Source organism: Palaeococcus pacificus DY20341 (assembly GCF_000725425.1).
GTDB classification, from domain to species: Archaea; Methanobacteriota_B; Thermococci; order Thermococcales; family Thermococcaceae; genus Palaeococcus; species Palaeococcus pacificus.
Genome location: NZ_CP006019.1, coordinates 584,716 through 598,144, shown reverse-complemented (window position 1 = coordinate 598,144; position 13,429 = coordinate 584,716). Strand labels below are relative to the sequence as shown.

General features: G+C 44.4%; 17 protein-coding genes. 1 reads left to right on the top strand and 16 read right to left on the bottom strand.

The window, feature by feature from the left end:
• Positions 1 to 37 precede the first annotated feature (37 nt).
• From PAP_RS03465 to PAP_RS03400, 14 genes are all read right to left on the bottom strand, one after another.
• Positions 38 to 1,750, bottom strand: a complete 1,713-nt coding sequence (locus tag PAP_RS03465; RefSeq protein ID WP_048164711.1) for an S-layer protein — start codon at positions 1,748 to 1,750, stop codon at positions 38 to 40.
• Positions 1,751 to 1,956: 206 nt separating this feature from the next.
• Positions 1,957 to 2,787 carry a hypothetical protein gene (locus PAP_RS03460; protein WP_330217312.1) on the bottom strand — a complete coding sequence of 277 codons (831 nt, stop codon included), beginning with the start codon at positions 2,785 to 2,787 and terminating at the stop codon, positions 1,957 to 1,959.
• Positions 2,781 to 3,827: an AmmeMemoRadiSam system radical SAM enzyme gene (amrS, locus tag PAP_RS03455; protein WP_048164710.1), complete on the bottom strand. Its 1,047-nt coding sequence runs from the start codon at positions 3,825 to 3,827 to the stop codon at positions 2,781 to 2,783. The genes PAP_RS03460 and amrS overlap by 7 nt, the downstream gene beginning before the upstream one ends.
• A gap of 62 nt (positions 3,828 to 3,889) precedes the next feature.
• Positions 3,890 to 4,594, bottom strand: coding sequence for an ABC transporter permease (locus PAP_RS03450; RefSeq protein WP_048164709.1), 705 nt, complete (start codon positions 4,592 to 4,594; stop codon positions 3,890 to 3,892).
• Positions 4,591 to 5,292: a fluoroquinolone export ABC transporter permease subunit gene (locus PAP_RS03445; RefSeq protein ID WP_048164708.1), complete on the bottom strand. Its 702-nt coding sequence runs from the start codon at positions 5,290 to 5,292 to the stop codon at positions 4,591 to 4,593. The genes PAP_RS03450 and PAP_RS03445 overlap by 4 nt, the downstream gene beginning before the upstream one ends.
• Positions 5,289 to 6,140: an ABC transporter ATP-binding protein gene (locus PAP_RS03440; protein ID WP_048164707.1), complete on the bottom strand. Its 852-nt coding sequence runs from the start codon at positions 6,138 to 6,140 to the stop codon at positions 5,289 to 5,291. The genes PAP_RS03445 and PAP_RS03440 overlap by 4 nt, the downstream gene beginning before the upstream one ends.
• 62 nt (positions 6,141 to 6,202) lie before the next feature.
• Complete coding sequence (locus tag PAP_RS03435; protein ID WP_330217311.1) at positions 6,203 to 6,862, bottom strand: helix-turn-helix domain-containing protein; 660 nt, start codon at positions 6,860 to 6,862, stop codon at positions 6,203 to 6,205.
• A 25-nt stretch (positions 6,863 to 6,887) separates the two neighbouring features.
• Positions 6,888 to 7,823: a thiamine-phosphate kinase gene (locus PAP_RS03430; RefSeq protein ID WP_048164705.1), complete on the bottom strand. Its 936-nt coding sequence runs from the start codon at positions 7,821 to 7,823 to the stop codon at positions 6,888 to 6,890.
• A gap of 4 nt (positions 7,824 to 7,827) precedes the next feature.
• A complete protein-coding gene (locus tag PAP_RS03425) occupies positions 7,828 to 9,090 on the bottom strand; it encodes a TIGR00375 family protein (RefSeq protein ID WP_048164704.1) in 1,263 nt (420 codons plus the stop codon).
• A 73-nt stretch (positions 9,091 to 9,163) separates the two neighbouring features.
• The gene (locus PAP_RS03420) at positions 9,164 to 9,949 is read right to left on the bottom strand and encodes a proteasome assembly chaperone family protein (protein ID WP_048164703.1); all 786 of its coding nucleotides are present in this window, start codon (positions 9,947 to 9,949) and stop codon (positions 9,164 to 9,166) included.
• Positions 9,946 to 10,128, bottom strand: coding sequence for an RNA-protein complex protein Nop10 (locus tag PAP_RS03415; protein ID WP_048164702.1), 183 nt, complete (start codon positions 10,126 to 10,128; stop codon positions 9,946 to 9,948). Before PAP_RS03415 ends, PAP_RS03420 begins: the two co-directional genes overlap by 4 nt.
• On the bottom strand, positions 10,125 to 10,952 hold the full coding sequence (locus tag PAP_RS03410) for a translation initiation factor IF-2 subunit alpha (RefSeq protein ID WP_048164701.1): 828 nt from the start codon (positions 10,950 to 10,952) through the stop codon (positions 10,125 to 10,127). The genes PAP_RS03415 and PAP_RS03410 overlap by 4 nt, the downstream gene beginning before the upstream one ends.
• Positions 10,953 to 11,076: 124 nt before the next feature.
• Entirely contained in the window at positions 11,077 to 11,274 is a 198-nt protein-coding gene (locus PAP_RS03405; protein WP_048164700.1) for a 30S ribosomal protein S27e, read from the bottom strand.
• A gap of 3 nt (positions 11,275 to 11,277) precedes the next feature.
• Entirely contained in the window at positions 11,278 to 11,562 is a 285-nt protein-coding gene (locus tag PAP_RS03400) for a 50S ribosomal protein L44e (RefSeq protein WP_048164699.1), read from the bottom strand.
• Between the two features lie 402 nt (positions 11,563 to 11,964).
• Here PAP_RS03400 and PAP_RS03395 point away from each other — a divergent pair, with 402 nt between their 5' ends.
• Positions 11,965 to 12,570 (top strand): ferritin-like domain-containing protein, encoded by a 606-nt coding sequence (locus PAP_RS03395; RefSeq protein WP_048164698.1) that lies wholly within the window; start codon positions 11,965 to 11,967, stop codon positions 12,568 to 12,570.
• On the opposite strand, the gene PAP_RS03390 is transcribed toward PAP_RS03395, so the two are convergent.
• Positions 12,554 to 13,138 (bottom strand): lysine exporter LysO family protein, encoded by a 585-nt coding sequence (locus PAP_RS03390; RefSeq protein WP_048164697.1) that lies wholly within the window; start codon positions 13,136 to 13,138, stop codon positions 12,554 to 12,556. The two genes, PAP_RS03395 and PAP_RS03390, sit on opposite strands and share 17 nt — an antisense overlap.
• Entirely contained in the window at positions 13,135 to 13,380 is a 246-nt protein-coding gene (locus PAP_RS03385) for a hypothetical protein (protein WP_048164696.1), read from the bottom strand. Before PAP_RS03385 ends, PAP_RS03390 begins: the two co-directional genes overlap by 4 nt.
• Positions 13,381 to 13,429: the final 49 nt, after the last annotated feature.

Genomic DNA, 13,429 nt, shown 5'->3' with positions numbered 1-13,429 from the left:
ACCTCCAGAAAAGCAATTAAAAAGAAGGGAAGAGAAATCAAGCCAAGTCCTTAAGGTAGGCCATTAACTCTTCAGCAGCGGCCTTTGTGGCCTCTCTGTTCTTACCGGCGACGATTAAGACATCGTAGTCGCCGAAGGCGTCCTCGAGGTACTCAATGTCACCGTCGCTGTTGTACCAGTCGATTGTGCTTACGCCTTGGTCGACCAAGTAAGCTGTAACGCTGTTTGCAACTGGTCCACCAACAAGGATCAAGTTGCTGTCAACGTTGTTGAGGTCAACTTCGCTGTCGAGCACTGTGATTGGCTCGGCTGGTGGCTTGACTGTGATCTTGGTGTAGGTGTCGCCCTTGATTTGGTCAATTGTCCAGCCCTCAAGCTCGTCGCCGACCTTAAGCTCTTGGGTGTCGTAGACCTTCTCTGTTGGCTCGATGACTATCCAAGCTCTAGCTGTGTATCTTGTGTCGTCTTCTTGTCCATCATTGTCGAAGTCTGCTGTCTTTGTGTCGCCCTCAAACTTGTAGTAGATCTTGTATTTGCCGAGGATGTCAAGGGTGCTTCCTGAGAGCTCCTTCTTCAAGATGATCTTCTCAATTGTGTCACCAGCAGCGTTTGTAACGAATGTTGTGGTCCAGCCTGAGACTAACTCGCCACCGCTTTCAATTGTCTTGACATTTGTTTGTATTGTAACTTGGGCGATCAAGTTTCCGTCGATACCGACGAATGTGTTCTCAAGTGTGAGTAAGATTCCACCATCGCTAAAGACGTCTGTTGCTCCAGCAGTTGACTCAAGGATTACGAGATCGCTTTGTCCATCTGGGGCAGTGACCTTAACTAATGCTCTGTTCTCGTTAATGCTTATGTCCAAGACTTGGACCTTGTAGCCGTCGAACTCCATCTCATCGCCGACGTGGAACCAGTTCTCGCCGTGGTCGTTACCGTAGGTCAAGGTTGTGTTGGTAACATCGAGGACGTAGTACTCGTTTCCGAGGAGTGTGAAGGTCATCTCTTTGGTAATACCGCTGTAGACATCCTCGACGAAATTTCCACCTGAGGGTTGGTCATCATCAATTGTTGTGGTTGTGGTTGTTGTGGTTAATCCCCATTGGTCATCTGTATCGGAGGTTGTAACCTCCCACTTCTTAATAACATAGTTGAACTCGACTGTAACGTTTGCGGTTAAGGTAGCACTCTTTGGAGCCTTGGTTGGAACATCCTCAGTGTCAGCATCAGTAATCTTCAAGTCTTCAACTGTAATATCCCAATCAATTTGCTTGTCGCCCTTAATTGAGTCCATATCCTCAATCTCAGTAATCCATGGGTTAGCAGCGTAGTATGCTTCCCAGTCTGTGTAAGCACCGTTGTAGTAGCTGCTTCCGTTGTACCAAGCGTTGTCTGGTAGGCTGTCATAGTCAGTGGCACTTGGGATTGTATTGTTCCTGTCAATGTACCAGTTGCTGTAGACTAACAAATCGTCTGGGTCAGTTGTAACATCCTTCTTAACAATTACACTAACACCATCGGCTTGAACTTCCTCAGCGGTGTAGAGCATGCTTCCCAAAGCAACAGCAATGTCAGCTGCGCTGGCAACATCCATAGCAGCAGCGTTGCTTCCAACCACGATTTTAACGTTTGGAGCACCGTCCTTAACAAAGAAGTCCTTTGGAACGTTCAACTGTGCGCTGGCATAACCCATGGTTGCACCAATCATTGCGGCACCAACAGCGATTGCCGCGATCTTCCTTACCTTCATTTTTCACACCTCCAACTTTTTGGGCAAAGCCCACAATAAAGTCTTGTCACTACCTACATCAGACCTTAGGGTATATATACTTTTCGCTTTCAGACCCTTTCTAACGATTAAAAAAGCTCGATAATTGCCGTAAAAATTGAAAGGGGATTAATTAAATGCCTATGCAAAATTCGCTTTTTGCCGATAATATCTCTCGAAAGATTGCCTCATTTTTGTAATGAAAACCTAAACGTGTCCTTCTCTATAAGCTTTTTCTTTATTGGCCTATGGACAAGCTCGTAAACAAAGCCCGCTAAGTCAGTTAGAGCGTTTTGAAGTTCTGTTGCAGTTATATCCACTATTTGGGGCTCTTCGATCGAAATAGCCACAGGAGCATATTTGGCATTTAGCTGGAACATCGTCTCAAAAGGTGACAATAACTCAGCGGCAACGAGCGTATAATAGCGTCCATCCTTCTCCTCGCCCTTTATGGCTATTTTATTAATTTTGCATCCTTCGATGAAAAAGGCCTTCAGCATAGTCTTCTTTATTTCTTCTTCATCTTCTCCGAAGGCTTCTATGATAAACATGTACTTTATGTTCCTCTCATCAAGGATAAAGTCTTCAAGCTCCTCTTCTGTATAGCCTATCTTTGGCAGGGGAATCTCCTCCAGTGAGGGATACGCCACTAAACCTCCGAACTTTTCCATTAGCTGTCCCATGAACAGGGAGATCTCCCCCATCACCTTCATGAGCCTCTTAGCATCTATCTCCAGCCTCCCTGGGCCGAGCACTTCAACAACTGCTGGCGCGTATTTTAAAACAGCCCTCACGATTCCCTCCAAATCGCCTTCCAGCTCTGCCTCAATCATCCCAGAATATTTGAGCTCTTCAACGTCATTCTCGATAACATCTTCAACGCTCACGCGCTTTACTTTGACAAGTTTTTCGTTTCTAAGGTTTTCAGCAGTCTTTGCTAGAGCCCTTTCTAAGGCTTTCTTCTCGTTCCCCATACCTTCAATGTAGAAAACAACACCAATCTTCTCCAATTTTACCACCACATACTTTTATACCGCTTTTTGTTGTATTCACCAACTATCGGAATCGGTTCACCACAGTACTCACACTTTCCATCATCTATATGATACTCCTCAATCGTAAACCCCCACCTCACTATTAAAGGTTTTCCACATCTCGGACAGTAGGTGTTTTCCCCATTATGTCCGGGCACATTTCCAATGTAAACAAACTTCAATCCTTCTTCCTTTGCTATACTATATGCCCTCTCTATTGTCCCAATTGGGGTTGGAGGCAATTTTGAGAGCTTGTAGTGTGGAAAGAAACGTGAGAAGTGAACCGGCGTATCGTCACCAAGTTCTTCAACAACCCATCTAGCAAATGCCCTAAATTCCTCCTCGCGGTCGTTGAAAGTCGGAATTATCAAATACGTTAGCTCAACATGAATGCCAAACTCCTTTTTCGCTATTTGTGCTGTCCTCTTGCTCGCCTCCCCACTGGGCACACTTGCAATTTTCATGTAGAACTCATCATCAAAGGCTTTGATATCTATGTTCATTGCATCTATATATGGAGCAAGCTTTCTGAATGGCTCTTCATTTATGTAGCCGTTAGTAACCAAAATATTGTTCAGTCCAGCTTTCTTAGCAAGCTTGGCTGTATCAAAGACGAACTCATACCAAATCATTGGTTCGTTATATGTGTAGGCTATGCTCTCACATTCATAGTGCTTAGCCAACCTAGCTAGCGCATCTGGTGTGGCATCTTGTAAATAGGGAAAGCTTTCATCAGCTTGACTTATTTCCCAGTTCTGACAGTGCTTGCAGTGCATGTTGCATCCAACAGTGCCTATAGAGAAGGCACAAGACCCAGGATAGAAGTGAAAGAGGGGCTTTTTCTCTATAGGATCTGATGCAATGGAAGAAACTTTTCCATAGTTAAGCGCATAAAGCTTCCCGTTAATATTTTTTCTCACTCTGCATGACCCTCTTTTTCCTTCATCAATAATGCAGTTTAAAGGGCACAAGTGGCATCTCACGCGCTTTCTCTCAAGAGGTTCCCAATACATAGCTTCACGCATAGTCTCTCACCTATATTAAAATTAGGTTCTTATAGTTTAAGCTTTTGGTCAAAAAGAAAAGGTCAGAGAATCTTTCTCCTAAACAATAAAACTAGCGGAAGGAGCCACGCTACATGGACAAGGAGTGCTGTTGGAAAGTCACTGTAATTATTGAAGGGAATCCCTTCAAAGATCTTGTAGGCCCAGTATGTCGGTAAAAACGCGGTGAACTTGCTCCAGTCTGTTGAGAGGTTCCTCCAGAGCACAACGAGCTTTACCGCTGGTGGCAGGATGAGGAGCCAGCCAATTACCTTGGAGACCGTTAATGCTTGCATCCTCGACTCCGAGAGGACGGTGATAATCAGCCCGTAAATCCATACCTCTAAGAGAAATAGTACCATGAGAGCCAGCAAACCCTTTTGGGGGACCTCCACATCAAGGATATATGGAGCAATTGCCGTGAGAACTAGAGTTATTAAGGAAGCCCATGTAAGCCGATACACGAGAAAAGCCTCACTGGAAATTGGGATAACTTGGAGTGCCTGTATAGTTTTGTTCTCCTTTTCGTCCGCCATCATAAAGCCGGGTATCATGCCGAATATCATGGGTATGAAGATCAGTGTGAGGAGCGCCATTACGGGATAAAGTATTCCCATTCTGTCCTTGAAGTAGCGGACGATGAGCAAAAGCACCAAAGCCATTGCTACGCTGTAGAGGAGCATAGGGTCCCTTCTCAATAACTTAAGATCCGTTTTGTAGATGGCGGCAAATTTTCTCACGAAGCTCATCTCAATCCCTCCACCGCATATTTGTAAAAGCGGATTCTAGCAAGGTGATATGCTATACCGCTCCAGATTATCAAAGCAAAACCAGACCACATCAGGGTATTCATTGAAATCTCCTCGAAGGGTGCTTTGAAGAAGTAGAGTGCCGGGTAGCTTGGGACAGCGTAGAGAACCTTCCATATCTCGTTGGTGAGGTAGCCGTGGTAGTGAGCAAAAGGGAGGAGCGAGAGCACCATGACCCCCAGCAAAGGAACGAAGTAGTCATCTAAGTCATGGTACTTTGAAGATACGGCAATGCCGAGGAGTGTGTAAACTATGGAGACAAGAAATGTGCCGGCCAAGACGTATGAAAGCCCATTGAGGGATCTTGTCCCAATTCCCATTATGAGCGCCGCCGCCGGGAGAGAAACCAGCACCATGAGGAGCGTCTTGGCGAGGATGTAGCTCCTCCATTCGAGTGGTGTAACTGCTAAAGCACCTATTGTTCCATCCTTTTTCTCCGCAAAAATACCAGTCCCCACGAACATAAAACCAACCAGCCCGGGCTCAATGAGGACGAATATAGGCACGATTATCGGATGGTACTGCTCCGGAAAAGCCATCACCACAAGACCATAGGCTAAAGCTATGAGGAGATATATCGGGTAGATGTAGCCCCGCGTCCCGACTTTGAAGTCTGTCCTAACAAGTCGACCTATCATACAAGTCTCCTCCCCGTCACTTTGAGGAATATCTCCTCCAGTGTAGGCTCTTCGGTGTTTATCCTCCTTATCTCGTGATTTTTGATTATGTTGAGGAACTCCTCGTTTTTACCAAGATCCTCGAGCGGAAATTCCTTAACCTCAACGCTTCCGCTGGTAGCGTATTCAACTTTAACCAGACGCTTCCCCATCTTGACCTTAAGCTCCTTTGGATTGTCAACGAGCCTTATAGCCCCCTCCACGATGAACCCTACCCTATCACACAGCTCATCCGCAACGTACATGTTGTGCGTCGTAAGGAAAATCGTCTTTCCATTCTCGCGCATTTCAAGGAGCAGGTCCTTAATTTTCCTTGCACTCGCGGGGTCGAGGCCTTCAAGGGGCTCATCGAGGAAGAGTATCTCGGGATCCGGGAGCAATGCCCTCGCAAGATCGAGTTTCTTTTTCATTCCCTTTGAGAATTCCGTAACTAACTGATTAGCCTCTTTATCAAGACCTACCATCTTCAAGACTTCTATTGGGTCGAAGTGCTTTTTGTAGAAGGATGCAAAGAACTCAAGGTTTTCTAGTGCAGTGAGCTTTGAATATACCGCAGGAAACTCAAAGGAAACACCTATCTTCTGATAGTAGTCTTTGCCCCATTGCTTTAAATCCTTACCGAAGACCTTAATATTACCGGTATAATCTTTGATTATTTTCACTAAAATTTTCACCGTTGTAGTTTTTCCAGCACCATTAGGGCCCAAGAAGCCGTAGATTTCTCCTTCCTCGACTTCGAAGCTTAAATTCTCTACACCTCTGACATCGCCATAATACTTTTTGACATTTTTAACCTCAATAACCGGCATAGCTTCACCCAAGTAGAAATAAGCTCTTGATGTACTTATAACTGATGCCGCATATGTGCGGGTTAACCCTCAATGGTTTCTTCTAAAATTTTTCTCTGCGCCTTCCTTAAGTGCTCCTTGACCGTTGAAGGGCTCAAATCAAGCATCTGGGCGAGCTCCCTAAGCGTTACACGCCTCGGCTCATCGAAGTAGCCGCTCTTATATGCAAGAAGAAGAACCTCCGCCTGCCTCCCGGTGAGCTTTGAGAGGATGCTATTGCCGGGGGCGTGATCCTCGACGCTTATCACGCGGGCATGGTAAACCTCCTTAAATCTCCTTATGACCTCGCTCACCAGTCCATCTTCACATAGAACGCTTAAGACACTTTCTCCAGCCGAAAAGGTTCCGCTCTCAAATATCACCAGGCCCTTCCTCTGGAGCTCGAAGAGCCGTTCCGCCTCCTCCCTCCTGGGCCCGAGTGAGGCCCGAAGGTAGATGAGATAGTGGTCACCTCGTGGAAATAATTTAACGTCCCTTGTCTCAGGCAGTGCGCGAAGCTTTTCGATAATATCATCGACATTAATGCCCTTCCTGAACTTTACCTCAACGAGCTTGACTATGTCCGTGCCTATTGTGAAGTAGGTATCCCCATAGGCCCACTCTATCGCTTCCACCAGCCACTCAAACCCTTTAAAGAGCTCATGGCTGTGAGGAATCCCAATCTTTACCCTTTTCATACGCATCAAGAAGAATTGGTGCAGAAAGTTATTAGGGTTTCGTTAGATGCTCCCATCCCAGAACCGGCATCCTCGTAAGCTCTTCGTCCCGCTTTAAATAAACCCCCTCTCCTTTTTCAACCCTTCCAATCACTGTGAAATCAAAGTCAAGCTTATCCAAGTGCTCCTCAGGAACGGTAAAGATGAGCTCAAATTCTTCTCCAGACGCTAAGGCAATCTCAATTGGGTCTAATCCCAGAAGCTCAGCAACTTCAAAGACCTCCTTTTGTATAGGCAGCTTTTCTGAATCGATTAAAATTTTAACGCCGCTCATCTCCGCTATCAGGTGCAATTCTTTACTCATGCCGTCACTTATGTCTATAGCGGAGTTTGCATACCTCCCTAAAACAACTCCCTCTCTAACTCTCGCCTTTGGCTCCAAAAGCTTCTCGTAAAGCGCTTTTCTTGTCCTCTCTCCCACCTCAAGGTTCTCAAAATATACTTTAAGCCCAGCTAAAGCCCTTCCGATGTCCCCCGTAACACAAACTAAGTCGCCAGCATTTGCCCCGCTCCTTGTGAGCAATCTTTTGGTTTTTCCCAGAGCTATTCCGTCAATTATCAAATCGCATGCCTCATTTGTATCGGCACTTATTATTGGCGTACTGTAAAACTCAGATGCTTTAGCAATGCCCTTTGCTATTCCTTCTAAATAATCCATATCAAAGTCCTTAGGAACACCAAGCGAAAAGAGGAATGCTATCGGCTCAGCCCCCATCGAAGCGACGTCGCTGATGTTCATCGTGAAAACTTTAAAGCCGACCTGCTCCGGTGTCATTATTTCCGGAACATCCGTACTTTTCACGAGCATGTCATTAGTTGCCACCAACCATTCATCGCCGAGCTTTAATGCTCCAGTATCGTCTCCCAATGGAAAATCACCCTGATTTTTAAAATGCTTCATAAAGAGATTTATTATTTCGCGCTCCATTCAATCACCTCTTCAAAAAGCTCAAAATTGAAGCCTGCTTGGGCTTATAGTAAACTTCTTTACTCTCAACTTCAATGCTCTCCAAATCTTCAAGCTTTGCCTTCTTTATCTCTTCTGGAAGCTTTATTTCTCCATATTTTCCTCCACCGCCAGGGATTACAATCAGCTTCTCATTTCTAAAGGCCCAAATTGCTTTAGCGATGTCCTCACCAATTATCTTTGCTATAGCTTCAATTGGAGCATCAACTAAAACATTAATCTCACTTCCGAACTCTCTCAAAAGCCTTTCCCATATTGCTTTGACACTCTTCGTTTCAACGCCTTTTCCAATTACCATTGAGATAATCTCAGCGAGAGGGGCAAGGTGGAGATAGGGTGGCCTGTCTTTGGGCCTCTCGTTAGTATCAGCCAATTCCAAAATCCTATCGTGAACGCCCTTTTTTATAATGCCGCCGCAACGCTCGCATCTCCACCCCAATCTTTGGGCATCTTCAAGCTTATACTTAGTGTAGCAGCGAGTGCATGCGGTTAGGTGGTATTTTCCTAAGCGCGGGTTTAAACCTGCGTTGAGGATCGCTTTCCTACCGCTGCGCTTTAGAATGGCCTTTTTAACTTCTTCAAAAGTTGCCTCTTGGATTTCAAAGCGGTTAAACTCCCTTCCGAGGCGGTGAGGGTGGGGGGAATGGGCGTCGGAGTTTGAGAGATAAGTTAAACGGTGGTGGGCTTTAATTTTGTCAGCCATTTGAGAATCAGCCGAAAGACCAAGCTCAAGAAAATGAATTTTAGCGCTGCCATAGCACTCCTTAAGGGAATCATACTCCTTATAAAGTGCTGTCCATGGCGTAAAAGCGTGTGCCGGACCGATTAAAACGTCCAACTCGTTAGCTAAGTCAGCAATTTCAGCCCCAGTTAAGCTCAGATGGGGCCTTCCCTCGCTTTCTATATCGCTAGAATAGCGCTTTAATCTCTCACGCATCTCTCTAACTGCATCAATGCTCGGGAAAATCAACACATGATGGACTCTCTTAGCGTCTTCAACTTCAGCTGTAAGGAGGAATCTAATTCCCTTGCGCTCATAAGTGCCGTCCTCAACTCTCTGAGTGTATTTTAAAAGCTCTTCTTCCCATTGTGGATTTAAGATGTCTCCCGTGCCCACTATGTGGAGACCTTTGAACTTTGCATTCTCAGCCAGCATTGGAATCGTCATGAGCTTCGAAACTGCTTTGGAGTACCGTGAATGGATATGCAAATCAGCATCGATTAGCATGAGACCACCAAAAAGAAGCTCGTATTATTAATTTAAAAGGGATTCCCTAAGATAAAAGAAAAAGGAGGCTCACTCACAGATACCCTCTATCTTCCTCCTCGGTGCTGGGTTGCGGCATCTGTTGCTCAAACATTGCCTTCTGCATCTCTTGGACTTTCTTTAGGATTTCCTCAGTCTCTTTAGCTCTCTCGTCTAAATCGCTCATGTCTATCTCAAGACCCAAAATTTGAGCAACGACGCTTAAAACTGCCTTTGCAGCCTTTGCATCGACGACGTAGCCTAAGCTCTCTCCGAGAAGGCATATTCCCTTCATTCCCCTTAGCTTCCCAATGCCAAGCAACAAGCCCGCAGCTCCCACTATTGCTCCACCTTCATCCTCTCTAAAGAATATTGGAAAGTCCTTGTACTTCTCCTTGAGCTCTAAGTGTGTAACTGAACCCAAGACCTTAGGCTCTCCTTGGAGTTCGGGAACTTGGAAGCCACCCATAGTGATGATTTCCCTCGCCCCAAACTGCTCTACAAAGTCAAGCATCTTTCCTACAACCTCAAAGTGTCCGTAGCTGTCTGTCGGGGGCACTTGAGTATCTCCTGTGATAATGATTAGATCTCTGTGCTCCTCATCTGGGCTCTTCCAATAGTAGAACTCGTTTTTCATTAAGTCAACCGTTGAGTCCTTCTTTACCAACACTTGATGCAAGAAGTGAGGTGAGTATAAATCAGCGAACTTCTTAGCCCCTAACTCCTTGATTAAGTGATCCGCAGCTAACTTTCCTACTAACCCTATACCCGGGAGCCCCTCGATAAAGATGGGGTCATTTAGCTCAGGCCTTTCATAAACTATAACTATACTTTCTTTCATGCTTTCACCTTCCCTATGCCTAAAAGTTCCCTCTTAAGCCGCCTCCTGTACTCTCCGTAGGGGTCTTCAGGAGAGAACTTTGGAGGGTGGGCTATTTTAGTCTCGTTACCACAAACGGGACAAGTCTCCTTGAGACTATAGCGCCCACATCCTGGACATTTTCTAATGCGCCATCTCATGCTTCTCTCCTCTTTATCTTCTTTATCCTCTTCTCCTTCCTAATGAACGTTGCCTCTCCACCAGCTTTCTTTATGACACCTAGAATCTCACTCGCTATGTCCTCCATAGCCTTTTCAGCCGTTACATAATCCGGAGCTGTAATGTCAATTCTATATCTTGGTGATCCTACATAGGTTATTTTCGCATCAACTTCCTCAATTTCATTTATCCTGTTCCTTGCCCTAATCAATGCCTCTCTAATCACTTCTACACCGTTTGGAGTTGGCACGGTTATTTCAAGCTCCGCATCAATTGTAACCCTCGGAACCTCAACATAGCTCGCTATAACCTCATACAATGGGTCAAGCCACTCCTTTGGTATCAAATCCTCAAGAACTTCTTTTCCATTTTGAGCAGCGTCTTCAAAGGCTGCGTAAACTTCGCCATACTCCTCCTCAAGAGGAACCCAAACTTCCTTCCAAGCATTCTCGAAGTCTTTTCCAATTCTCTCAGCCACCATCTCTAAGAGCTTCTCCGCTTTTTGTGCTCTCTTATACTCCTGTATCTTAGCCTTTCTCTGCTGCTGATTTACACGCTTAAGGCTCAAATCAATGTGGCCCCTCGACGGGTCAACCCTAATGACCTTAGCTACAATTTTTTGTCCTTCTTTTATGTAATCCCTGATGTTCCTAACCCATGTAGGAGCAACTTCGCTTATGTGCATGAATCCCTCTTTCCCGGGATATTCATCCAATGATAGGAATGCACCGTAGTTTTGGATGTTCTTAACAGTTGCAATAACAAATTCTCCCTCTTCGGGATACTCTCTACTTTTCCTCGGCATCTCCACCATCTCCTTAATATTTTAGTCCTAAGAGTATCAATGGAAAAGGAGTTTAAAAATTAATCGCATTTAGTTAAATGAGCTTTATTAAAGAGTGAAACGCATAAGAAGGATAAAAAAGGAATCACTCCAAGACTTCAACGATCTTGGCTTTGATGATTCCCTTACCACCTGTTGGCTCAACCAAAGTAGCCCCACAAACGTGGCACCTAACCTTTGTGGCTGGCTTGTTGAAGACTATTTGCTCGTTTCCGCAGTCAATGCACTTGACTTTTATGAACCTTGAGCTTGGCATTGGAATTAATCCCTTTGGAAGCTCCATGCATCACACCTCCACCAGCTCGAACTTCTTAACTCTAAATCCTTCTCCCTTTATGTGGGCCTTACCGCACTCTGTACATCTGTATCTCAAGTCGAGCTTTCTGACTGGCTTTTCTCTTCCTTCTGGCTTTGGTCTTGGGAATCCTCTGTAACCCTTCATGATTCTCCTGAATCTTCTTTGACCTTGCTTGAGCTCGCTCCTTGGTCTCTTCTTAACCTTCTCGACCTTGTGGACAGTGTGCTTCTTACAGTATGGACAGTATGTCCTTATTTGCTTTGGAAACTTCATTCTTTCCACCTCCACCGATAGCCCAGTAGGCTCCTACCGGACACCCCTGAGCCATGAACTTATGATAGTTCGAGAACCCCTAAGACTGAACCCTTTAAAACGTTTTTGATTATGTGAACTGTTGCATAACAATTTATAGATGAGTTATCATAAAGACCAATTAAGATTATTTAAGTGAAAGGAACTATAAAGTAAAACTCCAATAATCCAGCTCTGCTGGTGCTATACAATTGAAGGAGTTTCTTGAGAAGTGATTCATGCAAAAAATATCTGCATATCTTTAATAATCGATTTTAACTTTTAGAATCATAGTTTTTGTTAATGTTGTCTTTAAACCAGATAAAATCTACCAAAAGGTTTTAAAATATGAAAAATATTTAACATTTAGTGGAGGGAAAAAGAATGGAGAGTCCATTGGAGCAATTTATGAAAAGAGCTGAGATTGAAGAAAAAGTGAAAGAAAACTTGAAGAGAGTGACCAAATTGCCTTTTAAAGACATCCTCAGCTATACCTTCAAAGGCGAGAAGGATGCAACAGCAATGTATATGTTTCTTTATGAAAATGTGCCAATGTCATATGCAAAAGAAAAGTTTGAACAATTTATTGAAATTGAAAAATCCCACGATGAAAAGATTTACAAAATATTCAAAGCCCTCTTCCCAACTGAAGAGCCGAGAGAGTTTGATCTTAAGAGCTGGAGCAGGATTTTCATAGAGCGAGAACATAAGCTTAAGACGGTAAGAGATTACCTTAAAGTTCTCGAGATAGCAATGGAAGCGGAGAGGCTGTCTGAGGAGGTTTATATGTTCTTAAAGAAACACGTTAACGATCCAGACCACAAAAAGATTTTCCTAGAGCTTGCCCATGACGAGAGAGAACATTATAATTTCGTTGCAAAAGAGTACGATTTCTATTCAAAGGTTGAGGCTGAAAAGGAGTTACAAGAGTTAATAAGGGAGCTAATAAAAGATAGGGAAGCTCAATCCAAAACTAAAGCTGAATTATAAGCGAAATCAAGAAAGGTGCTAATGCCGTGAGGATGAACCCATGAACAAAGGCTATCAGCGTTATTTCCCTTCCTCCAAACTTGACCAGCACAGGTAGCGTTGAGTCCATTGTGGTTGCTCCCCCCATCGAAACTGCCAGCTCTTTTGGCACTTTTTTTATCACTAGAGGATAGAAAATTATCGTCAAGACTTCTCTTGTTAAATTGGCTAGAAAACCTATGACTCCATAAATTGGTGAGTATTGAGTTAATAGTGGACCAGTTAAGCTGTACCATCCAAAACCTGCAGAGATGGCCAGCCCCCACTTTAAGGAAAATCCAGCCAGAAGAGAAGCCAAAAGACCCCCTAAAAGTGAGCCAAATACTGTAGCTACAGGAAGAATTAGAGCAATTCTGCCAAGCTTTTTGATTTCTTCTCTTAATCCCTTGCTCCTCCCGACATCGAGACCTATTATGAAAATCAGGAGGTAAAGCATTATACTCGAGAGATTGCCAAAATCGAGCGTGGTATACTTACCTACCAGCAGGCCGAGGAAGAGAGACGTTAATACAAGGTAAAGAAAGCTCATCTCCTCACCCCCAGGAGGATAGCAAAGGCTAAGCTCCCGCCTATCGTCAGGGTCGCAAAGAGGAGCGAGAGAATTAGAACGTTTAAGGCGTTAATCTCAACCCTACCAGCCTCAACACCCATAAAGAATATGAGCAGAAGGAGGGTGGCACTCATAGGTCTGTCAAGATTAATTTCGGGCCTTTTTTGGAGTATCAGCTTGCCGAGGAGTACACCTGCAATCAGGGGGATAAATATGTTCATGGACTCACATTGGAGCTTTGAGATAATAAACTTAACGCTTCGTTAGACT